This is a genomic window from Salinivibrio sp. KP-1 (genome assembly GCF_000968645.1).
In the GTDB taxonomy this organism is placed as follows: domain Bacteria; phylum Pseudomonadota; class Gammaproteobacteria; order Enterobacterales; family Vibrionaceae; genus Salinivibrio; species Salinivibrio siamensis.
The window spans coordinates 855,335-876,529 of sequence record NZ_LAQR01000001.1; the positions used below are offsets into that span (position 1 = coordinate 855,335).

Consider the following 21,195-nt stretch of genomic DNA (forward strand, 5'->3'; position numbering starts at 1 on the left):
CTAGGTTTCTTTTTTTATTTTCGTTTATACTGTCCCCAAATGACTCCACGACGCACATGGCACTGTAGTGATGAGTGATAAAAACGAGTTTGAGCTGTTTCGAGAAATGATGTCAGATGTGGCGCCCATCAAGCAGGACAAGGTTGAGGAGCAAACAGGCTCGCATCAGCCCACTGAGGCCCAGCTTGCACGCCAACAGGCCGCACAGAAACTGGCAAACAGCGATCCTGAATACCTGTCGCTCGAGTACGCCCAGATGGTGAAGCCCGACGAGGTGATGGCTTACAAACGCGATGGCGTACAGGATGGCGTGTTTCGTAAACTAAGACTGGGAAAATATGACGTCAACGCAAGGCTCGACCTGCATAAGATGTCATTGGAAAAAGCCCGAGATGAAATTTTACGTTTTTTAAAACAATGCCAGCGTATGGATGTGCGCACCGTGATTATTGTGCATGGAAAAGGCGAGCGCAGTAACCCACAGGCAATGATGAAAAGCTATGTCTGTCAGTGGCTACAACAAATTTCAGATGTGCTCTGCTACCACTCGGCACTCCGTCATCAAGGCGGCACCGGTGCGTTATATGTGATGCTCAAAAAAAGCCAAGAGAAAAAGCTAGAGACCCGCGAACGTCACTTAAGCCACCGCCCTTAAAAGCAAAAAGACTGGCCACTTGCCAGTCTTTTTATTAACGCGTCCGTTTGTTGCCTCTGGCTCGCCTCACTATTGCAGCGTAACCACCACACGCACGGCCAGCGCAATCAATACCACACCTGAGAGCTTATCGACCCACGCGCCGTGGTGACGTAGCTTGTCGACAATGGCAGGGCTAGATAACAAAAAGGCTATCAAGGTGTACCAAAGCCCATCAATCAATAATGGCGTCAGCACAATCACACTACGACTAAATAAGTCCGTGCCCACCGCAACAAACTGGCTAAACAAGGCAATAAAAAATAGTGCCAGCTTTGGGTTGAGCATCGAGATCATCGCCCCATCGCGTGCCGCCTCGCCTAAACTGGCGGGTTGTCCCGCTTCTAATTTCGCTGCCACCCCGCCTTTACTGAGCAATGATTTCACTCCTAGCCAAGCGAGATAGCCAGCGCCTGCATAGGCAATGACGGTAAAAAGCAACGGGGATTGTTTAAAGATAACCGCCAACCCTAACATCGTAATTAGCGCGTAGAGGCCAACCCCCAAGGCATGCGCCCATGAAGCCACAATGCCATGTAAGCGACTATTGGCAAGGCTATGCTTTGCCATTACCACCAAGCTCGGCCCGGGCGACATCGCCCCAAGCATGCAAACCAACGCGAGCGACGCCCAAATGGTAAGAGTCATCTGTGTATCCTTCTTATTTAATCGCCAATCGCGGCATATTGCCCCGCCGTCAAAGACAGCAGATCGTCCGGTGATAGTTCGATTTCCAATCCACGCCGCCCAGCACTGACACAAATAGTCTCAAACTGCTGCGCGGAGCTGTCGACAAGCGTCGGTAGCCGCTTTTTCTGGCCTAGGGGGCTGATCCCTCCGACCAGGTAGCCTGTTGTGCGCTGGGCCACTTGCGGATCGGCCATGGTTGCTTTCTTGCCACCCGCGGCTTTGGCAGCGGCTTTTAGGTTGAGGCTACCTTTGACGGGGACAACCGCCACCGCCAGCTGCTTACTGTCACCATTAATACAAAACAATAATGTTTTGAATACCCGAGCGGGGTCTTGCCCTAACGCTTGGACAGCTTCTTCACCAAAGTTAAGGTTATTGGGATCGTGCTGGTACTGGTGAACTTCAAACGCAATGCTTTGTTTTTCTGCTAATTTGATTGCAGGCGTCATCGTTTTTGCCACTTATTTGTAAACCCGTCACTAATGATTACATAAAAAAAGCGGCACCGCATCGGTACCGCTTTTTCTTCTGGCAATCTTACATCCGTTTATTTGTAAACGATCTCGCCTTGTGGCGCATAGTCGTTAACATCGATTGGGCTGTTGTCTTCCAGATAGTCTTTCAATACTTCTGCATCAACAAAGCCAGTATTGACGTTACCAGGGTGGTTAGTCAGTTTTGGATAACCGTCACCGCCCGCAGCGTTAAAGCTTGGCACGGTGAAGCGATAGGTTTTATCCATATCAATAGGCTCACCGCCAATCTTCACGTCATGGACTTTACCGTCTTCAACGACCATCGACAGACCCGCAAATTGCGCGTAGGCACCCGAATCAACTGGCTTGGTTCCCACCACATTCAGGTAATCCATCACTTCTTTACCGCTCATGTCGGTATAGGTGACCATATTGCCAAACGGCTGCACTTTGAGCACGTCTTTATAGGTGATGTCACCGGCAATGATAGAGTCACGCACACCGCCTGAGTTCATGACCGCAAAGTCTGCTTTGGCGCGCTCCATGTGAGCGGTGGCAATTAGACGGCCTAGGTTGGTCTGCTGGAAGCGCACAATGTTGCGGTCGCCCACTAGCTTGCCGTTGCTTTCGGCAATTTTGACGCTCAGCTTCTCTTGGCCTTTGTCCTGGTAAGGCTTCAAGAAATCATACAGCGCTTGGTCTTTTTCAATTTCATCTTGAATAAAGACGCGTTTTTTCTCGCCATCAACCTTAATTTTCTTCTTCAGGTTCACCGGGATCAGGTCATAGCTAACAAGGCTAAGGTCGCCGTTTTGGAATTCAAATTCCGCTTTACCTACGTACTTACCCCATTCGTGGGCTTGCATAATCCACGCGCCATTTTGTTGGTCTGGCGTACATGCATCCCCAGGCTCGAAGCTCTTGTTATACATGTTCGGGCCTTCCATACACACAGGCTCTTGTGAATGGCCGCCGATGATAAGGTCGAGGTCACCGTCATCCATGTAACGTGCTAGCGCCACATCGCCTGGGGCATTCACGCCGCTCTTACCGTCAGCGTAGTGACCCATATGGGTCGCGGCGATGATGATGTCAGGCTTCTCGGTTTCTTTCAGCTTGGCGATCACTTTTTTCGCTTCGGCTTTCGGGTCGCGGAAGTCGAGCGAGCCAATGTATTCTGGGTTACCGATTTTGGCGGTATCTTCGGTAGTCAGACCCACAACCGCAATTTTCAGACCATTGCGCTCAAACATCTCGTAAGCCTGATACTTACGCTCACCGGTTTCTTTATCGTAAATGTTGGCAGAGAGCATCGGGAAGTCAGCCCACTGCATTTGCTGTTCAAGCACGCTAAGCGGGTTATCGAACTCGTGGTTACCAATGGCCATCGCATCGTAACCAATTTGGGTCATCCCTTTAAAATCAGGCTCCGCTTGCAGCAAATCTGACTCTGGTACCCCCGTGTTGATGTCACCGCCCGATAGTAGCAGTACTTCGCTGCCTTCCGCTTTGGCTTCTGCGCGCAGATCATCAATTAGGGTTTTACGTGCTGCCATGCCGTATTCGCCATAGCGGTTGTGCCAGAAACGACCGTGGTGATCGTTGGTATGAAGAATGGTGAGTTTATAAGTGGTATCTGGCGCCCAACCTTGCTCTTGTGTCTCTGAACCAGAGTTGGCACAGCCTGCCAATGATGCAATTAATGCAGCGCTGACCGCTGCCTTTAAACAAAGACGTTCCTTCATGATCATAGACCTTTTTAGCGATGGATAAACCACCATCGACATCATTGTCGGTGGTTATAAAACGCTATCTAGTCTAAAAGAATTGATGCTATGGTGCTGAGTGATTTCATATTTTTGTTGCTACGATCACCTTACAACGCCTAGATAAGGCGACTTTGGTGATCGAGACAAAATTTCTAGAGCCTGCACTCTAGACAGATCAAAAACGGCGCAGCCTTTGCTTACCTATCTAGACAAGAAAAGACAGCGCCGTGATGTGTCAACCGTCGCGATTAAGCGCGACGCGCTTGCCACCATCGGCGGCTAATCACCGCAATCAATGCAGACGCGGCGAGGAAGAAACAATAGTAAGAATGGCTAACAATCACCAAAGGCGACAAGCCAAAGCTCGCGCCGAGGAGCAGGATTTGTGCGCCATAAGGGATCAGGCCTTGTACCACGCAGGAAAAGATATCCAGCAAGCTGGCACTGCGTTTCGCTGGCACCGAGTGCTCGCTGGCAATGTTTTTCGCCACTTGCCCTGAGACCACAATGGCGACCGTGTTGTTAGCGGTGCACAGGTTAGAAAAAGACACCAGCAAGGCAATGCCAAACTCGCTTGCACGGGAGTGATGCGCGCCGCGGTTTTTCTCAAACCGGGCGATCACACGGTTGACGGCCTGGGTTAAAAAGCTCAGCCCACCCTGACAACGCATTAGCTCCGCTATCCCGCCAATCATTAGCGACAGGACAAAGATTTCTTGCATACTGGCAAAGCCCGCTTTGACCTCTTGGCTGAAGGTCATCACGGTGAAATCTGGGGTACTCATTAAGCCCACACACAACGCCAATGCAATCCCCGCGGTGAGCACCACAAACACGTTTAATCCCGCTAGCGCCAACACAATGATCGACAAATAGGGTAATACCGCCAAATAGTTAATACTCTCTGGTGCGTCGACGGGTGCGCTTTGGTTGTTAAACACAAACAGAATAATCGCGGCGATTGCGGCGGGAATGGCTATCCCCACGTTCTCTTTGAACTTGTCACGCATGCTACAGCCTTGTGAGCGCGTCGCAGCGATGGTGGTGTCAGAGATAAAAGAAAGGTTATCACCAAACATTGCGCCACTTAGCAGTACTCCGGCCATCACCGCCGGTGCCTGCCCCGTGGCTGTCGCCATATTCAATGCAAACGGTGCCAACGCGGCAATGGTGCCCATCGAGGTGCCCATTGCCGTTGAGATAAATGCCGCAATCACAAACAACCCAGGCAAGATTAAGCTCTCTGGAATAAGGGCCAATCCTAGGTTTACCGTGGCGTCGACCCCGCCCGTCGCATCGGCCACCGCGGAAAACGCGCCGGCGAGCAAATAAATTAAGCACATGGCGATGATGTCACCGTGTCCCATACCACGAATAAACTGTTCGATGGCGGTGTTCAAACGTTCACGGCTCAAGCCGATGGCAAGCATCACGGCCGGCAGAATCGCCACATGCGCGGGGAGTTGATAAAACGCGTAGTCCGAGCCCTCTAAAGTGAAATAAACGCCCGCCCCAATAAAAAGGGTTAAGAATAATAGTAAGGGGAGGAGTGCAAGCGCAGAGGGCTGCGGTGTGGTGTTTGCTGATGTTGTCATGGCAGTTTTTGTAATACCTCTTTTAAAACTGTGATCAAGGTTACAGACCTCTAGCCGTCCAGTCAACGAATGGACGTCTAAACATCTAAATATCTTGATTGCTTGTCTAGATTGCTGACTCATTACTCAGCAACTGCTTACTTCCCTTTTTATCCTTGGGACCGCATCCGTCACTGGCTGACCTATTGTGTTTCAATACAGACAAAAAAAAGCTGCCATTTCGGCAGCTTTCTTATCGGTATCGATCGACCGCTAATTAGCGAATATCAATCTCTGCAAAGTGTTTAATCACATCATCCAGCGCTTTCATTTGTGCCAGGAAAGGCTCAAGCTTGTCCAGTGGTAGCGCTGACGGCCCGTCACAACGGGCATTGTCTGGATCTGGGTGCGCTTCGATAAACAAACCAGCAATTTTGGTCCCTAAACCTGCACGGGCCAAATCAACCGTTTGCTGACGACGTCCACCAGAGGCGGCACCTTGTGGATCACGGCATTGCAGCGCGTGGGTAACATCAAAAATAATCGGGCTGCCGTTTGAGGCTTTTTTCATCACGTCAAAGCCGAGCATATCCACCACCAAGTTATCATAGCCATGGCAGCTGCCACGTTCACACAAGATCACTTTCTCGTTGCCACACTCGGCAAATTTATCGACGATGTTGCCCACTTGTCCAGGGCTCATAAACTGAGGTTTTTTAACGTTAATAACCGCATCGGTTTTTGCCATGGCTTCAACCAAGTCGGTTTGGCGCGCTAAGAAGGCGGGCAATTGAATGACATCCGCCACTTCCGCCACCGGTGCCGCTTGATATTGCTCGTGGATGTCAGTAATCACTTTTACGCCGAAGGTGCTTTTTAGCTCTTCAAAGATCTTGAGCCCCTCTTCCATGCCCGGGCCACGGTAAGAATGCACTGATGAGCGGTTCGCCTTGTCAAATGAGGCTTTGAAAACATACGGAATGCCAAGCTTGTCGGTCACCTTGACGTAATGCTCACAAATTTGCATGGCCAAATCGCGTGATTCCAGCACGTTCATGCCGGCAAACAAAGTAAACGGGCGATCGTTGGCAACAGGGGTGTCACCAATGTGGACGGTTTTTTGCGTCATACAGGTATCCTTAGTCATGCGTGATCACGCATTAATGTAACGTTGGTTGCTCTTCGTTAAGCGCCTTTACTTGCATTTTTAGCAGTTCTGCCGCCGGATCGTCCGGGCATTGCTCAATAAAATACTCGTAGTCAGTCGCCGCCACACGATCGCAATCCAATTGTTGGAAAATATAGCCACGGTCGCGAATCTCGTAAGGATCATCAGGGCTAAAGGTTAGCGCCAGTTCACTACAACGCAGCGCCATGGCGTATTTTTCTTCCCGTAATAGCGCACTTTTCGCCACGGTGAGCCAACGCCCGATAATCGTGGGGTTGTCACTTGGCTGCAAGTGCGACGATTCAAGCTCGGCAAGTGGGCCTTGGCTCCCTTTTAGCCAGCCACGCAAAATACGTTCATTAACCCGTTCACCGTTAAACGGGTTGATGAAAACCGGCGCGTCTTCCAACTCATCAATACGCAGTACCAGCTGACTAGGAAACGCCATTGGCTTAACCGGCAGCGACAAGCGCTCGCACAGATATAAAAAGACAGCGCCCAATGAGGCTGGGATCCCAGTTTTTCGCTCTAATACCTTATTAATAAAGACGTTATCCGATGAAAAATACTGCTCGATGTCGCCTTTGAATTGCCACTGGTGATAAAACAGACGGCACAGGCCATCCAGACGTAATGCCATATCGGGCTCGGCACCAAGCTGGTGCTCCGCTTCGTCGGCAAGGCGATCCAGTGACGCTTTAACCTGATGCACATCGACTGACGAGTCGATGGCATGGTTCAGGGTCGCCGCCCCTTCTGCCAATGTCAGCGCGTCTAATTGTTGATCGGTTAATGGCATCATGTTTATCCCATTACGTGAGGAACTTTGAGTAGTGCAAGGTTAGCCGCGGCATAGGCCCACCCTAATGCGCCTAAAAAGGCTACCGTTCGGAATAATTTACCTCGGCTGTAGTGCAAGGCCACAAAGCCCAAGGCAATGTAAGCCAAGACACAGGTCAGCTTTTCCGTGAGCCACGCGCCAGATTCGGTGAAGGGAATAAACCCGGTCACAAAAATCAGCGCCACACCGGTGCTCAATAATAGGGTATCGACCACATGCGGCGTGACCTTGACCCATTTTTTATTCATCATCTCACTGTCTCGCATTACCCAGACAAACCGGATCACAAATAATGAGAGACTTAAAACCACGGTCAGTAAGTGGGTGTGCTTCAGGGCCATGTAGATCATAACGATTCCTGCTTCCTATCAGTGTCAGTTAAAGTCGCTGTGCCAAGGTGATTCTATCGAGCCCAGCGTAATCTTGTTGGGTTTTGGCATCAGGCCAGCCCGCTTCTTTCCATGCAGACCGCACCGCTTCGCCTTGGTTGTAGCCATGTTCGACCATCAGCCAGCCCCCATCGACCAGATACGTGGCCGCGGTTTGGCCGATGTGACGAATCGCGGCCAAGCCACTTTCTTCCGCCACCAGGGCACTGGCCGGCTCAAAGCGGACATCGCCTTGCTGAAGGTGCGGGTCAGCGCTGTCGATATACGGCGGATTACTCACAATCATCTCAAACGGGTTCATATCGCTGAGCGCGTCGAACCAGTCACTTTGAATAAAGTGGGCATTGGGAAGGCGGTTGTCGTGGGCGTTACGGCTTGCCAAGGCCACGGCTTCGGGCATTAGATCGACCCCTACGACGGTAACATCAGGCCGCTCGCTGGCAATGGCTAAGGCGACCGCCCCCGTTCCTGTGCCTAAATCCAACACACGACAAGGCGTGGCAGGCAGCACGGCCAGCGCTTGTTCCACCAGCAGCTCGGTTTCAGGACGCGGGATTAAGGTTGCGGATGAGACACTGAGTCGTAGCGTCCAAAAATCGCGATAACCCAAAATATACGCCACGGGTTCGCCTTGTAGACGACGGGCAAACAGCTGGCGAAATTGCGCCAATTGTGCCGCGGTGAGTTTGCGCTCAGGCCAGGTGTAGAGATAACTGCTTGGCTGCCCTAATACGTGACAGAGTAAGGCCCTCACGTCGACAGCCGCAGCGCCGCCCGATAAAGCGGTCAGCTCTGTGGTGCTATCGGCCAGTAGTGCGCTAATCGTTGCTGTCATTACTGCTGCTCAGACAGGGCCGCAAGTTGGTCTGCTTGGTGTTCTTGAATCACCGGGTCGACCAAGCTATTGAGATCGCCTTGCATCACATCATCCAAACGGTACAGCGTCAGATTGATTCGATGGTCTGACACCCGACCTTGTGGGTAGTTATAAGTCCGAATCCGGTCTGAGCGGTCGCCCGAACCCAGCAGATTACGACGGGTTGACGCCTCTTCTGCGGCGCGCTTTTCTTCTTCCGCTTTAATCAAGCGTGCTGCCAATACCGACATCGCTTTGGCGCGGTTTTTGTGCTGTGAGCGCTCATCCTGACATTCCACCACAGTGCCAGTCGGCAAGTGAGTAATACGAATCGCAGAATCTGTGGTGTTGACGTGCTGACCACCGGCACCGGATGCACGGAAGGTGTCCACTTTCAGATCAGCTGGATTAATCTCTGGGGCTTCCGCTTCTGGAATTTCTGGCAAAATCGCCACGGTACACGCCGAGGTATGCACGCGCCCTTGTGACTCTGTTGCGGGCACGCGCTGAACGCGGTGACCACCAGACTCAAACTTAAGCACACCATACGCGCCTTCACCGGCAACACGGGCAATCACTTCTTTAAAGCCGCCGTGCTCCCCTTCACTGGCACTAATAATTTCCAGTTTCCAGCCACGCTGCTCAGCATAACGGCTATACATCCGGAATAAATCCCCGGCAAAAATCCCGGCTTCATCCCCACCGGCACCGGCGCGAATTTCTAGGAAGCAATTGCGGTCATCGTTCGGGTCTTTCGGCAGCAGCAGGATCTGGAGCTGATCGGTCAGTGATGCAATGGTTTGTTCAGCCTGCGCGACTTCTTCTTGCGCCATTTCACGCATCTCTGCGTCGTCTTCGTTGGCCATCTCTTTTGCGGCAGCCAAGTCTTCTTGCGCTTGCTTGAACTCACTGAAGCACTTGATCACCTCTTCCAGCTGCGAATACTCTTTCGACAACGCGCGGAATTTGTTCTGATCATTAATGATGTCTGGGGTGCCGAGCAGGTGCTGAACTTCTTCGTAACGCTCAGATAGCGACTCTAGCTTGGCTAATATTGATGCTTTCATATGTCTCTTCGTTAGTTGTCACTGTCCAGCCCCAGACAAACGCGCATCACCGCCAGTTTATCCGGCTCACCATTTTGCGCCGCTTGCTGCATCGCCTGCGTGGGGGGATGGATCAGTTTATTGGTCAGACGGTTACTCAGCTGGCGTAATACGCTTTCTGCGTCAGCGCCATTGGCTAGAGCCTGAATACTTTGCTCCAATTCCGCCTGTTTAATGTGTTCAGACTGTGTACGGTACTGCTTGATACTGTCTACCGCTTCGCGTGAGCGTAACCAGCGCATAAAATCAGCACTTTCTTCGGTCACAATCGCTTCGGCTTGAATCGCCGCGAGTTTTCGCTGCTCGCGGTTGTGCTCCACAATCGACTGTAAGTCATCCACGCTGTAGAGATACGCGTCCGCGAGACTGCCCACGTTTTCATCAATGTCACGCGGGACGGCAATATCAATCAGCAACATGGGTTGGTGACGCCGCTGTTTCAAGGCTTTTTCTACCATCGCCTTTTCAATCAATGGCATAGGCGCCGCCGTCGAGCTAATCACAATGTCAGCGTGGCAGAGTTGCTCTTCAAGGGCATCGAGCCCCGATACTTTCGCGTCAAATTGCTCAGCAAGTGCCTGCGCGCGTGATTGTGTGCGGTTAGCAAAAATAATCTGACTGCATTGGTGCTCTTTTAAATGCCTGGCCACCAGCTCAATGGTCTCGCCAGCGCCCACGAGCAAGGTGGTTACGTCGGATAACGACTCAAAAATCTGGCGCGCCAATGTGCAAGCAGCAAAGGCCACTGACACCGCATTGCCGCCAATCTCGGTCTCGGTACGGATCCGCTTCGCCACCGCAAAGGCTTTATGAAACAATTTCTCCAATGAGCCAGAAATCATCCCCGCGTCACCAGCACTGGCATACGCTTGCTTCACTTGCCCCAGTATTTGCGGCTCGCCTAACACCAAGGAGTCTAACCCGCACGCCACCCGCATCAAGTGCTTCACCGCAGATTGCTCTTCATGGTAATAAATGCTGGCCATTAGGCTGTCGCTACTGAGCTGATGAAAGCGCGTTAGCCATTCCACCAATACCCCCACACCCGGCTGGTTTAACTCAGCATAAATCTCAGTACGGTTGCAGGTTGAAACGATCACGCAACTGCGCACCTGCGGATGCTCGGAAAGCTGCCCTAACGCCTGCTCAAGTTGTTGCGGCGAAAAGGCGACCTTTTCCCGCAGCTCGACGGGGGCCGTTTTGTGATTAATTCCGAGAACTAACAGGCTCATGACGCGTTGTTACCGACAGCACCAGTAAGGATTGGAGCGGAGGATTTTACTTGATGCCCCCCGCGAATTAAAGCGAACATTGTATCGCAGCATTTTCGTGGCACGGAAATGTGAAGCCTCACGAGATCGATGTAAAGGTGTACAACCACAAACATTCCTTTCTTTCCTCCACACAACCAAGCGCTTGACTGGCTTCTCTCATTCCGGCGCTTGTGGCAAAGTAGCGTTACACAGCGATTGATGTCGTCTGACCCAAACCCATGGTCGGCTGACGAAACCCATGCTCGGTTGACCAAAACAAAAAGGATACTCGGTTTGATGTTCTCCTCTTTACGCGTGAGCGTCTTGGCGTTGTTTTTAGCGCTACTCGCGGGGTGTGCCACTGCCCCAGCCCCCACGACTGAGTGGCAAAGCCATCGCGACGCCTTGGCATCGGTGGATAGCTACACCGCACGGGGTAAAGTCGCGTTTATTGCCCCCAGCACGCGTTTTTCTGCCAATTTGTACTGGCGGCACTCGCCCGCCCAATCTCAACTGCGGCTCACCAACTTTCTCGGCACCACCTTGCTGTCGCTAACCATGAATGCCCAAGGCGCGACCGTGATTGATGACCAAGGTAAGACTTATCAAGACCCTAATCCTGCGCGTCTGATGGCCTACTTAACTGGCGCGCCATTGCCTGTTGATGCCCTTGCCCCTTGGCTCATTGGCCTACCGCGCGCGCAAGACACCTTTTTGCTTGGGCCAGATAACCGTGTCGCGACCCTCAAAGGAGCGCAGGGCTGGGACATTGATTATCAAGACTACAGCGCTGACACGCAGCCTGCGCTACCCACGCGTATTACCCTTACCAAAGGCCAGCAAACCATTAAGTTAATGATTTCTGATTGGACGCTCGATAATGACTAAAGCCACCTTTTGGCCCGCGCCTGCCAAGCTTAACTTGTTTCTCTACATCACCGGTCGTCGCGACAATGGCTATCATGAGCTGCAAACCCTGTTTCAGTTTCTCGACCATGGCGACACACTAGCTATTACGCCGAACGCGAGTGGCACGATCAGCCTCAGTCCCGCGATAGAGGGGGTCAGTGAAAACGACAACTTGATTGTCAAAGCCGCGAAAGCGTTGCAGCAATATACGGGATGCCAACAAGGCGCACATATTGACGTGGAAAAACGCCTTCCTATGGGCGGCGGCCTTGGCGGTGGGTCATCCGATGCGGCCACCACGCTGGTCGCACTCAATCATCTGTGGCAAACCCAAGTCAGCCAACAAGCGCTGGCGCAACTTGGCCTGACGCTGGGTGCCGATGTGCCGATTTTCATTTATGGCCAGGCGGCAGTAGCAGAAGGCATTGGAGAGGTGTTTACGCCCGTCGCGCCGCGCGAGAAATACTACTTGGTGGTAAAGCCTGACGTGTCTATCTCAACCGCTGCAATTTTCACTCACCCTCAGTTGCAACGAAACACGCCAAAGCGCACAGTTTCTGCGCTAATGGCACAAAAATACGAAAACGATTGCGAAAAGATAGCCCGTAAACAATTCCCCGAGGTTGATAAGGCTGTTTCGTGGCTGCTAGAATACGCGCCGTCTAGGATGACTGGGACAGGCGCGTGCGTGTTTGCCGAGTTTGACACTGCACAAGATGCCCAGGCCACACTCGACACTATGCCTAACTGGCTGACAGGGTTTGTTGCACGTGGGTTGAATCGTTCACCCCTACTTGATGTGCTGCAGCAACAAACCGTCGGTCAGTGACTACTAAATGGATGCAACCCGAGGTTTCCACCGTGCCTGATATGAAGCTGTTCGCTGGTAACGCGACACCCGTTCTCGCCCAACGTATCGCAAACCGTCTTTACATGTCACTGGGTGACGCCACTGTAGGCCGTTTTTCTGACGGTGAAGTGTGCGTTCAGATTAACGAGAATGTGCGCGGTAGTGACGTGTTCGTCCTCCAGTCCACCTGCGCCCCGACCAATGACAACTTAATGGAACTGGTCGTGATGATAGACGCGTTTCGACGTGCATCGGCTGGCCGCATAACCGCTGTGATCCCTTACTTTGGTTATGCCCGTCAAGACCGCCGCGTCCGCTCCTCTCGTGTTCCTATCACCGCAAAAGTCATTGCAGATTTCCTTTCTAACGTGGGTGTTGACCGCGTCCTTACGGTGGATCTTCACGCTGAACAAATCCAAGGCTTCTTCGACGTACCGGTCGATAACATCTTTGGTACCCCTGTTCTGCTTGAAGACATGCTGGCGAAGAACCTGGAAGACCCTGTGGTTGTGTCTCCTGACATTGGCGGCGTGGTTCGCGCGCGTGCAACCGCGAAGCTGCTGGATGACACTGACATCGCCATTATCGATAAGCGTCGTCCACGTGCCAACGTCTCACAAGTGATGCACTTGATTGGCGACGTCGAAGGGCGTGACTGCATCATCGTTGATGACATGATTGATACCGGTGGCACCCTGTGTAAAGCCGCCGAAGCGTTGAAAAACCGCGGGGCTAAGCGCGTCTTCGCTTACGCCACTCACCCGGTTTTCTCTGGCGATGCCCCGAAAAATATCGCTGAGTCTGTGATTGATGAAATCGTGGTAACAGACTCCACCCCATTGAGCGCTGAGATCCAGGCCACTGGCCGCGTATCGCAATTAACGCTCTCTGGCATGCTCGCTGAGGCGATTCGCCGCATCAGCAACGAAGAGTCTATCTCTGCGATGTTTAACTCGTAAGTTAGCCATCGTCACTGAGTTAACCTCAGCAACAGCCCCTAAGCGCCCTGCCCTTGTGCGGGGTGTTTTTTTATCTGCCATTTTTCGGTGCTGGCTCGACCCTTTAGTCACAACAATGGTAGGATATGTCGCCTTTTTGCGTGGGCGCGATGCTCACCGGCTACGATAAGTAGACAAATAGCGAGAAACGTTGTGAGTAATCAGATCCGCTTACTAGTTGGATTGGCCAATCCAGGGCCAGAATATGCCCAAACACGCCACAACGCGGGCGCTTGGGTCGTGCAAGAGCTTGCGCGGATCCACAATGCACCGTTAAAAGAAGAAAAAAAATTCTTTGGTTTGACGGGCCGTATCAATGTCCACGGGCAAGATCTGCGTTTGTTGATCCCAACCACGTACATGAATTTGTCCGGGAAGGCCGTGCAAGCACTCGCCAACTTTTACAATATTCCCGTCGACGCCATCATGGTGGCGCATGACGAACTAGACTTACCACCCGGTGTGGCCAAGTTTAAACAAGGTGGTGGGCACGGTGGCCATAATGGGCTACGTGACATCATCAGCAAACTGGCAAATGATAAATCATTTTATCGACTCCGGATTGGTGTTGGCCATCCGGGTCACAAGGATAAGGTGGCGGGATATGTGCTTACCAAAGCCCCCGCCAATGAGCAGAGTCTGTTAGAACAGGCCACTGATGAGGCGGTTCGCAGCCTTGAAATACTGCTCAAAGACGATCTTGCTAAAGCGCAAAATCGTTTACATACCTTCAAAGCACAGTAATTTTGATTAAAGGGTTACCATCTCATGGGTTTTAAATGTGGCATCGTGGGCCTACCAAACGTAGGTAAATCCACACTATTTAACGCACTGACCAAAGCGGGCATTGACGCCGCTAACTTTCCATTTTGTACCATCGAGCCAAACACGGGCGTGGTGCCTGTGCCTGACTTGCGCTTGGATGCGTTAGCCAAAATTGTGAACCCACAAAAAGTGCTACCGACCACCATGGAGTTTGTCGATATCGCCGGCTTGGTCGCGGGTGCATCACGCGGTGAAGGACTGGGTAACAAATTCCTGGCCAACATCCGTGAAACCGACGCCATTGGCCATGTGGTGCGCTGTTTTGAAAATGACAATATTGTCCATGTGTCGGGCAAAGTCGATCCTGCTGATGACATTGCCGTGATTAACACCGAATTGGCGCTCGCCGACCTAGAAAGCTGTGAGCGCGCGATGCAGCGCAACGCTAAAAAAGCCAAAGGTGGCGATAAAGACGCCAAGTTTGAGCTGACGGTATTGGAAAAACTGCTGCCTGTGCTAGAAGAAGGCAACATGTTGCGCTCAGTCGAACTGAGCAAAGAAGAAGCCGCTGCGGTGCAATATCTTAACTTCTTGACGCTCAAGCCCACCATGTACATTGCCAACGTTAACGACGATGGCTTTGAAAATAACCCATATTTGGATCAAGTGCGCGACATCGCCGCTCAAGAAGGCGCGACCGTGGTGGCTGTGTGCGCCGAAATTGAAGGCGAAATTGCCGAGCTGGACGCCGAAGAAGCGGCCGCGTTCTTAGATGAAATGGGCCTGGAAGAGCCAGGCCTTAATCGCGTTATTCGCGCCGGTTACGAGCTGCTTACCTTGCATACCTATTTCACCGCAGGGGTGAAAGAAGTGCGCGCCTGGACAGTGCCGATTGGCTCTACCGCGCCACAAGCGGCAGGTAAAATCCACACCGACTTTGAAAAAGGCTTTATCCGCGCCGAAGTCGTTGGCTATGATGATTACATTGCTAACAATGGCGAAAGCGGTGCCAAAGATGCGGGTAAGTGGCGTCTTGAAGGCAAAGAGTACATTGTTAAAGACGGCGATGTCATTCACTTCCGTTTCAACGTTTAACGCGCAAGCGTTAAGCGCCATGGGTGTGTTGTCGAGACCCCACCCTGATGATCTTGAGCCAGCCTACGGGCTGGCTTTTTTTGTCTTACAGCTGACCTCACCACTGTCCAGAGCAAGCCTTATACGCATACTGTTGGCAAAATCAGCACAAACTGGTGAATATTGCAGCCAACGAGATGAAAATCATAAAAAAATGGGTAGCCATACTTGACGCTCAGGCTCTCGATCCGCATAATCCGTTCCGTCTTAAGGCTTTTGCCTTATAGCGTGGCTACGTAGCTCAGTTGGTTAGAGCACATCACTCATAATGATGGGGTCACAGGTTCGAATCCCGTCGTAGCCACCATGTATTTTTGTAATTTGGCAGCGTTTTTATTGCCGAGTTACCCACCTTTTGCGGAGGTGGCGGAATTGGTAGACGCGCTAGCTTCAGGTGCTAGTGTCCGAAAGGACGTGAGGGTTCAAGTCCCTCTCTCCGCACCAAGTTAGGCAACGCCTACTGGGGTATCGCCAAGCGGTAAGGCAACGGGTTTTGATCTCGTCATTCCCAGGTTCGAATCCTGGTACCCCAGCCATATAAAAAAGCCCACATCATGTGGGCTTTTTTGCGTTTAAAGGCTCATGTTGACCGCTTCCACTACACCACGATCCCCAGCTTGGCGAGTTCTACGCGACCTTGCTGTGCATCGGTAAAGGGGATGCCCGCCATGCCGAGTGCTTTCGCGCCCTCGACGTTCGCCGTCCTGTCATCCAAAAACACACAAGAAGCTGGGTCGAGATGGTAATCATCCAACAAGCATTGATAAATAGCAGGTTCGGGTTTTAAGTACCCTACTTCGGCTGACACAATCGCACCATCAAACAGTGACCAAAATGCGTAGTGCTGTTTTAAGAACGCCACGATTTCACGCACATTATCGGTTAACGCATAAACCCCGTATCCGGCCTCTTTGGCCGAGCGAAGCAAATCAACACTGCCGTAAAGACAAATTTGAGTCTGTTTGATGTAATAAAACAGCGCTTCAAGCTGCGCGGGGCTAAGCGCCGTGTCATCGGCAAAACGCTGCTTGGCTTGCGCCTCGGTGAGCGTGCCACGATTCAGCGCTTGCCAAGTGTCACTCTGAAACACTTGGTTGGCATAAACGTCCGTATCCGCTGCTTCCCCTAAGGTTAAGCGGATAATTTCTTCTGGTGACCAACGCACGATCACATTGCCAATATCAAAAATAATATTCTGGTAGCCAGTCATTTCACCTCCTTGTCGCGAAGACTAGAGCCCAAGTGCATATTTCAACACCTGCGTTTTCACCGGGCCACTGTGTTCAGCCAGTTTAAACACCGCGTTACGGGCTAATTTTAGCGGCGTAAACTGATTGCTGAACGCCGCATAAAACACATCCATCCCGGTTTGCATCATCATGTTATCGGTGCGGCGTGCTTTTTCGTATGCCGCTAACGTTGACTCCGCTTGCCATTGTGCGCCTGCATCCGCACACGCATCCAGCAATGCGGCGACGTCTTTAAAGCCTAAGTTCACGCCTTGCCCTGCCAGCGGGTTAATGGTGTGGGCGGCATCACCAATTACCACAACCCCATTGCGATGGTACTGCTGCGCATGACGGCGTGTCAGCGGGAATGCCCCCCAATTGATGGGAGTGACGTCGCCCACTTCCGGTGGGAAATGACTCACGATCTCGGCTTTGAGCTGTTCGGCATTGAGCTGGCACAACTGTTGAATACGCGCTGGGCTGTCGTACCACACTAGCGAGGCATTGTGGCCACAAAGCGGCAACAGCGAGCGCGGCCCGGTGGGGAAAAACTGCTGCCAGGTAATGTCTTGTTGGGGGGCGGCCGTTTCGACATGGATGAGCATGCAGTGCTGGCGATAATCCCAGCTGGTAAGGCCGATTTGCGCGTAATCTCTCACTTTGGAGTGGGCACCGTCTGCGCCGATAAGCCAAGGAGCACTCAAGGTGTCACCACTCTCTAATTGGACTTGATGCAGATCGCCCGCCTGCGTCATACGCGTGATCGAGGCCGGTGAGACGAGGTGCAAATTGTCAAAACGAGCAAACTGCTGCCACAAGCCGAGTTGAATCAAGCGGTTCTCGACCATATATCCTAATTGTGGCAAGTCGAGTTGGTCGGCACTGAAACATACTCGGCTGTCTTCCGCTTCCCAGGTTTCTAGGCGGCGGTAGGGGCAAACACGCATGGCTTCAACACTCGCCCACGCACCGAGATCCTTGAGCAGGCTCACCGATGCCTGAGAAATCGCGGACACTCGCAGGTCCATCGGTTGTGAAGGTTCAAAAGGCTCAGGGGGCTGGCGCTCGATTAACGCCACCTGGCGGCCTTGGCGAGCAAGCCCGAGTGCGGCCGCGGCGCCAACCATGCCACCACCGACTATAATAACTTCAAATTGATTCATGACCGTCTCTTTGTGCCGTTGATGCAAGCATTCTACTGAAGGTAAACGAGAATTCGATATCAATCCGATCAAAGTGAGGGCAAATTCGCTTTTCCGAGTTGGCCTTTGTCGCATCCGCTCAAACGTTTAGCCGGATCGACACGATTTCTCCGAGCCTGTGATCTGGTCAGCGATATTGGAAAGCAGTACAATACGCGGCTTGCCAAGCTGATTGACTGATTAAAAACCATACAGCTTGAAAGGGTAATGTCGTCCATAAGATTAACAATGAGCGTGAAGTTACATGGCTAAGAAACTGCTGATCAAAACCTGGGGTTGCCAAATGAATGAGTATGACTCATCCAAAATGGCAGATCTGCTCAATTCTGCCGGTGGCTATGAGCTGACCGAACAACCAGAAGACGCAGATGTTCTCCTTCTCAATACTTGCTCGATTCGAGAAAAGGCACAAGAAAAGGTATTCCATCAACTCGGGCGTTGGAAAACCCTCAAAGATAAAAACCCAGAGCTGGTGATCGGTGTCGGTGGCTGTGTGGCAACTCAAGAAGGCGACCATATTCGTGAGCGTGCGCCTTATGTGGATGTGATTTTTGGCCCACAGACCTTGCACCGTCTGCCAGAGATGATCAAGCAGTCGCGCTCGGATCATGCGCCAGTGATGGACATTACCTTCCCAGAGATCGAAAAATTCGATCGTCTGCCTGAGCCTCGTGCAGAAGGGCCGACCGCCTTCGTCTCGATCATGGAAGGCTGTTCAAAATACTGTACGTTCTGCGTGGTTCCTTACACCCGTGGCGAAGAAGTCAGCCGCCCGCTGGATGACGTATTGTTCGAAATTGCACAGCTGGCCGAACAAGGTGTGCGTGAAGTTAACCTGTTGGGACAAAACGTGAACGCCTACCGTGGTGACACCCATGACGGTGATGTATGCACGTTTGCGGAGCTGCTGCGTTATGTCGCGGCCATTGATGGTATTGACCGTATCCGTTACACCACCAGCCATCCGGTTGAATTTACCGATGATATTATTGAGGTGTATCGTGATACCCCTGAGGTTGCAAGCTTCTTGCACCTGCCGGTACAAAGCGGCTCAGATCGGATTTTGACCATGATGAAACGCCCGCACACGGCGATTGAGTACAAATCAAAAATCCGTAAGTTGCGTCAGGCGCGTCCTGATATCACTATCAGTTCTGACTTTATCGTCGGCTTTCCTGGCGAAACCGAGCAAGATTTTGAAGCGACCATGAAATTGATTAAAGATGTCGATTTCGATATGAGCTTTAGCTTTGTTTACTCATCTCGTCCAGGCACACCGGCTGCCGATATGCCTGACGATACGCCAGAGCAAGTGAAAAAAGAGCGCTTGTACCGCTTGCAACAACAAGTGAATAGCCAAGCCATGCGCTACTCGCGCATGATGCTAGATACCGAACAACGTATCTTGGTTGAAGGCCCATCACGCAAAAACCTGATGGAGTTGCGTGGTCGTACCGAGAACAACCGAGTGGTCAACTTTGAAGGCTCTGTCGATTTGATTGGCCAATTTGTTGACGTCAAAATAACTGAAGTGATGCCAAACTCGCTGCGCGGCGAGCTGGTTCGTACCGAAAAAGATATGGACTTGCGGGTCGCCGTCTCGCCAACCGAAATCATGGCGAAGACGCGCAATGAAAACGAGCTTGGTGTTGGTGTTTTCACGCCATAACGCGTTCATCAATTCAACGGCGCCGGATAGCCGGCGCCGAAAGCGAGGATAATCTTGTCTAAAATCATCTCTCTTGACCTGAACCTAGAACCTGCCGACAACACCCGTCTTGCCAACTTATGTGGCCCGTTTGACGATAATATCAAACAGCTTGAGCGCCGCTTGGGGGTGGAAATTAGTCACCGCCATAATGCATTTACTGTGATGGGTAAGCCCCATACAGCCAATGCCGCGGTTGATATTTTAAAACGCTTATACGTTGACACCGCCCCGGTGCGAGGCAGCTCTCCAGACATTGAGCCAGAAGCGATTCATTTGGCGATCAAAGAGTCGGGGGTGTTGGAGCAAAACACCGAGTCGAGCATTCCTTACGGTAAAGAAATCAACATTAAGACCAAAAAAGGGGTGATAAAACCGCGCACGCCCAACCAAGCGCAGTACATCGCCAATATGGTCAATCATGATATCACCTTTGGTATTGGCCCAGCGGGGACGGGTAAAACCTATCTTGCTGTCGCCGCCGCGGTGGATGCACTTGAGCGTCAAGAGATCCGTCGTATCTTGCTCACGCGCCCAGCGGTTGAAGCCGGCGAAAAGCTGGGCTTTTTGCCCGGTGATTTAAGCCAAAAGGTCGACCCCTATTTACGTCCACTTTACGATGCACTGTTTGAAATGCTTGGCTTTGAGCGGGTCGAGAAACTGATCGATCGTAACGTGATCGAGGTGGCACCTCTGGCTTATATGCGTGGCCGAACCTTGAACGATGCCTTTATTATCTTGGATGAGAGCCAGAACACCACGGTCGAGCAGATGAAAATGTTCTTGACGCGGATTGGCTTTAATTCACGGGCCGTGATCACCGGTGACGTGACCCAGGTCGACTTACCGAGAAATGCACGCTCAGGCCTGCGCCATGCGATTGAGGTGCTCGCCGACGTCAACGAAATTAGCTTCCACTTTTTCCAAGCGGATGATGTCGTCCGCCACCATGTGGTGACGCGCATCGTCCAAGCCTATGATAAGTGGGAAGCGGAAGACGCCAAAGCGCGAAAAGAAGCAGAGTCTCGTCGTCGAGAAGCACGTGAAGCCCAGCAAGTTGCAGCGCAACCTGCCGTGCCAGGCTCACAGGAGCCGTCATGAGCTACTATGTCGATGTGCAAATTGCCTGTGAGAACGAACAAGGCTTGCCCAGTGACGATCAGCTCCAAGCTTGGTTTGAGCAGGCAGTGCGTGCCGCTCGCCCTCAAGCGGAAGTGACGATTCGTATTGTCGACGAAGGTGAGAGCCAAAGCCTAAATCGCGACTATCGCGGCAAAGATAAGCCTACAAACGTGTTATCTTTTCCGTTTGATGCCCCTCCTGGGGTGGAAATTGATTTGCTTGGTGATCTCATCGTGTGCCGTCAAGTTGTTGAACAAGAAGCCCAACAACAAGGCAAAGCACTGATGGATCATTGGGCACATATGGTTGTTCATGGTAGCTTACACTTACTGGGTTACGACCATATTGAGGATGATGAAGCCGAGCAAATGGAGGCATTGGAGCGAGAGCTTCTCGCCGCCATGGGGGTCAGTGACCCTTATGCTAACGACTTCATCGAGCGTTAACTAACTGAATGAAACT

General features: G+C 51.9%; 21 protein-coding genes and 3 tRNA genes. 12 read left to right on the forward strand and 12 right to left on the reverse strand.

Features of this window, described 5'->3' with window-relative positions:
• Positions 1-70 precede the first annotated feature (70 nt).
• A complete protein-coding gene (smrA, locus tag WN56_RS03835; RefSeq protein ID WP_077578581.1) occupies positions 71-655 on the forward strand; it encodes a DNA endonuclease SmrA in 585 nt (194 codons plus the stop codon).
• A gap of 69 nt (positions 656-724) precedes the next feature.
• On the opposite strand, the gene WN56_RS03840 is transcribed toward smrA, so the two are convergent.
• The 10 genes from WN56_RS03840 to hemA form a co-directional block, all read right to left on the reverse strand.
• Positions 725-1,342, reverse strand: a complete 618-nt coding sequence (locus WN56_RS03840; protein WP_046073686.1) for a LysE family translocator — start codon at positions 1,340-1,342, stop codon at positions 725-727.
• Positions 1,343-1,359: 17 nt separating this feature from the next.
• Positions 1,360-1,833 (reverse strand): Cys-tRNA(Pro) deacylase, encoded by a 474-nt coding sequence (gene ybaK / locus WN56_RS03845; protein ID WP_046073687.1) that lies wholly within the window; start codon positions 1,831-1,833, stop codon positions 1,360-1,362.
• A 98-nt stretch (positions 1,834-1,931) separates the two neighbouring features.
• Complete coding sequence (ushA, locus tag WN56_RS03850; protein ID WP_046073860.1) at positions 1,932-3,605, reverse strand: bifunctional UDP-sugar hydrolase/5'-nucleotidase UshA; 1,674 nt, start codon at positions 3,603-3,605, stop codon at positions 1,932-1,934.
• Positions 3,606-3,877: 272 nt separating this feature from the next.
• On the reverse strand, positions 3,878-5,224 hold the full coding sequence (locus WN56_RS03855) for a Na+/H+ antiporter NhaC family protein (protein ID WP_046073688.1): 1,347 nt from the start codon (positions 5,222-5,224) through the stop codon (positions 3,878-3,880).
• Between the two features lie 256 nt (positions 5,225-5,480).
• Positions 5,481-6,332 (reverse strand): 3-deoxy-8-phosphooctulonate synthase, encoded by an 852-nt coding sequence (gene kdsA, locus WN56_RS03860; protein WP_046073689.1) that lies wholly within the window; start codon positions 6,330-6,332, stop codon positions 5,481-5,483.
• Between the two features lie 31 nt (positions 6,333-6,363).
• Positions 6,364-7,173 carry a SirB1 family protein gene (locus WN56_RS03865; RefSeq protein ID WP_046073690.1) on the reverse strand — a complete coding sequence of 270 codons (810 nt, stop codon included), beginning with the start codon at positions 7,171-7,173 and terminating at the stop codon, positions 6,364-6,366.
• A gap of 2 nt (positions 7,174-7,175) precedes the next feature.
• Positions 7,176-7,559: a SirB2 family protein gene (locus WN56_RS03870; protein ID WP_046073861.1), complete on the reverse strand. Its 384-nt coding sequence runs from the start codon at positions 7,557-7,559 to the stop codon at positions 7,176-7,178.
• Between the two features lie 31 nt (positions 7,560-7,590).
• On the reverse strand, positions 7,591-8,436 hold the full coding sequence (gene prmC / locus WN56_RS03875; protein WP_046073691.1) for a peptide chain release factor N(5)-glutamine methyltransferase: 846 nt from the start codon (positions 8,434-8,436) through the stop codon (positions 7,591-7,593).
• Positions 8,436-9,524 carry a peptide chain release factor 1 gene (prfA, locus tag WN56_RS03880; RefSeq protein WP_046073692.1) on the reverse strand — a complete coding sequence of 363 codons (1,089 nt, stop codon included), beginning with the start codon at positions 9,522-9,524 and terminating at the stop codon, positions 8,436-8,438. The genes prmC and prfA overlap by 1 nt, the downstream gene beginning before the upstream one ends.
• A gap of 11 nt (positions 9,525-9,535) precedes the next feature.
• Complete coding sequence (gene hemA / locus WN56_RS03885; RefSeq protein ID WP_046073693.1) at positions 9,536-10,795, reverse strand: glutamyl-tRNA reductase; 1,260 nt, start codon at positions 10,793-10,795, stop codon at positions 9,536-9,538.
• Positions 10,796-11,113: 318 nt separating this feature from the next.
• Here hemA and lolB point away from each other — a divergent pair, with 318 nt between their 5' ends.
• From lolB to WN56_RS03925, 8 genes are all read left to right on the forward strand, one after another.
• Positions 11,114-11,704: a lipoprotein insertase outer membrane protein LolB gene (gene lolB, locus WN56_RS03890; protein WP_046073694.1), complete on the forward strand. Its 591-nt coding sequence runs from the start codon at positions 11,114-11,116 to the stop codon at positions 11,702-11,704.
• Positions 11,697-12,554, forward strand: a complete 858-nt coding sequence (gene ispE, locus WN56_RS03895) for a 4-(cytidine 5'-diphospho)-2-C-methyl-D-erythritol kinase (RefSeq protein ID WP_046073695.1) — start codon at positions 11,697-11,699, stop codon at positions 12,552-12,554. Before lolB ends, ispE begins: the two co-directional genes overlap by 8 nt.
• Positions 12,555-12,586: 32 nt before the next feature.
• On the forward strand, positions 12,587-13,534 hold the full coding sequence (locus tag WN56_RS03900; RefSeq protein WP_046073862.1) for a ribose-phosphate pyrophosphokinase: 948 nt from the start codon (positions 12,587-12,589) through the stop codon (positions 13,532-13,534).
• Between the two features lie 192 nt (positions 13,535-13,726).
• A complete protein-coding gene (gene pth, locus WN56_RS03905) occupies positions 13,727-14,317 on the forward strand; it encodes an aminoacyl-tRNA hydrolase (protein WP_046073696.1) in 591 nt (196 codons plus the stop codon).
• A gap of 24 nt (positions 14,318-14,341) precedes the next feature.
• Positions 14,342-15,433 (forward strand): redox-regulated ATPase YchF, encoded by a 1,092-nt coding sequence (gene ychF / locus WN56_RS03910; RefSeq protein WP_046073697.1) that lies wholly within the window; start codon positions 14,342-14,344, stop codon positions 15,431-15,433.
• Between the two features lie 269 nt (positions 15,434-15,702).
• Positions 15,703-15,779: transfer RNA gene (locus WN56_RS03915), tRNA-Met, on the forward strand.
• A gap of 50 nt (positions 15,780-15,829) precedes the next feature.
• Positions 15,830-15,916 (forward strand) — tRNA-Leu (locus tag WN56_RS03920).
• A gap of 17 nt (positions 15,917-15,933) precedes the next feature.
• Positions 15,934-16,008 (forward strand) — tRNA-Gln (locus WN56_RS03925).
• Between the two features lie 62 nt (positions 16,009-16,070).
• On the opposite strand, the gene WN56_RS03930 is transcribed toward WN56_RS03925, so the two are convergent.
• Complete coding sequence (locus WN56_RS03930; protein WP_046073698.1) at positions 16,071-16,682, reverse strand: HAD family phosphatase; 612 nt, start codon at positions 16,680-16,682, stop codon at positions 16,071-16,073.
• Positions 16,683-16,703: 21 nt separating this feature from the next.
• A complete protein-coding gene (locus tag WN56_RS03935; protein WP_046073699.1) occupies positions 16,704-17,864 on the reverse strand; it encodes a 2-octaprenyl-3-methyl-6-methoxy-1,4-benzoquinol hydroxylase in 1,161 nt (386 codons plus the stop codon).
• A 283-nt stretch (positions 17,865-18,147) separates the two neighbouring features.
• Between WN56_RS03935 and miaB the strand changes: the two genes are divergently transcribed.
• The 3 genes from miaB to ybeY are packed head-to-tail and all read left to right on the forward strand — an operon-like array spanning position 18,148 to position 21,179.
• Positions 18,148-19,572, forward strand: coding sequence for a tRNA (N6-isopentenyl adenosine(37)-C2)-methylthiotransferase MiaB (gene miaB, locus WN56_RS03940; protein ID WP_046073700.1), 1,425 nt, complete (start codon positions 18,148-18,150; stop codon positions 19,570-19,572).
• A gap of 54 nt (positions 19,573-19,626) precedes the next feature.
• On the forward strand, positions 19,627-20,712 hold the full coding sequence (locus WN56_RS03945) for a PhoH family protein (RefSeq protein WP_052708009.1): 1,086 nt from the start codon (positions 19,627-19,629) through the stop codon (positions 20,710-20,712).
• Complete coding sequence (gene ybeY / locus WN56_RS03950; RefSeq protein ID WP_046073702.1) at positions 20,709-21,179, forward strand: rRNA maturation RNase YbeY; 471 nt, start codon at positions 20,709-20,711, stop codon at positions 21,177-21,179. Before WN56_RS03945 ends, ybeY begins: the two co-directional genes overlap by 4 nt.
• The last annotated feature ends 16 nt before the right edge of the window (positions 21,180-21,195 follow it).

Excerpts from the sequence above, each read along its gene's own strand:
- smrA (WP_077578581.1), top strand. The coding sequence starts at position 71 with ATGAGTGATAAAAACGAGTTTGAGCTGTTTCGAGAAATGATGTCAGAT.
- WN56_RS03840 (WP_046073686.1), bottom strand. The coding sequence starts at position 1,342 with ATGACTCTTACCATTTGGGCGTCGCTCGCGTTGGTTTGCATGCTTGGG.
- ybaK (WP_046073687.1), bottom strand. The coding sequence starts at position 1,833 with ATGACGCCTGCAATCAAATTAGCAGAAAAACAAAGCATTGCGTTTGAA.
- ushA (WP_046073860.1), bottom strand. The coding sequence starts at position 3,605 with ATGAAGGAACGTCTTTGTTTAAAGGCAGCGGTCAGCGCTGCATTAATT.
- WN56_RS03855 (WP_046073688.1), bottom strand. The coding sequence starts at position 5,224 with ATGACAACATCAGCAAACACCACACCGCAGCCCTCTGCGCTTGCACTC.
- kdsA (WP_046073689.1), bottom strand. The coding sequence starts at position 6,332 with ATGACGCAAAAAACCGTCCACATTGGTGACACCCCTGTTGCCAACGAT.
- WN56_RS03865 (WP_046073690.1), bottom strand. The coding sequence starts at position 7,173 with ATGATGCCATTAACCGATCAACAATTAGACGCGCTGACATTGGCAGAA.
- prmC (WP_046073691.1), bottom strand. The coding sequence starts at position 8,436 with ATGACAGCAACGATTAGCGCACTACTGGCCGATAGCACCACAGAGCTG.
- prfA (WP_046073692.1), bottom strand. The coding sequence starts at position 9,524 with ATGAAAGCATCAATATTAGCCAAGCTAGAGTCGCTATCTGAGCGTTAC.
- hemA (WP_046073693.1), bottom strand. The coding sequence starts at position 10,795 with ATGAGCCTGTTAGTTCTCGGAATTAATCACAAAACGGCCCCCGTCGAG.
- lolB (WP_046073694.1), top strand. The coding sequence starts at position 11,114 with ATGTTCTCCTCTTTACGCGTGAGCGTCTTGGCGTTGTTTTTAGCGCTA.
- ispE (WP_046073695.1), top strand. The coding sequence starts at position 11,697 with ATGACTAAAGCCACCTTTTGGCCCGCGCCTGCCAAGCTTAACTTGTTT.
- ychF (WP_046073697.1), top strand. The coding sequence starts at position 14,342 with ATGGGTTTTAAATGTGGCATCGTGGGCCTACCAAACGTAGGTAAATCC.
- WN56_RS03930 (WP_046073698.1), bottom strand. The coding sequence starts at position 16,682 with ATGACTGGCTACCAGAATATTATTTTTGATATTGGCAATGTGATCGTG.
- WN56_RS03935 (WP_046073699.1), bottom strand. The coding sequence starts at position 17,864 with ATGAATCAATTTGAAGTTATTATAGTCGGTGGTGGCATGGTTGGCGCC.
- miaB (WP_046073700.1), top strand. The coding sequence starts at position 18,148 with ATGGCTAAGAAACTGCTGATCAAAACCTGGGGTTGCCAAATGAATGAG.
- ybeY (WP_046073702.1), top strand. The coding sequence starts at position 20,709 with ATGAGCTACTATGTCGATGTGCAAATTGCCTGTGAGAACGAACAAGGC.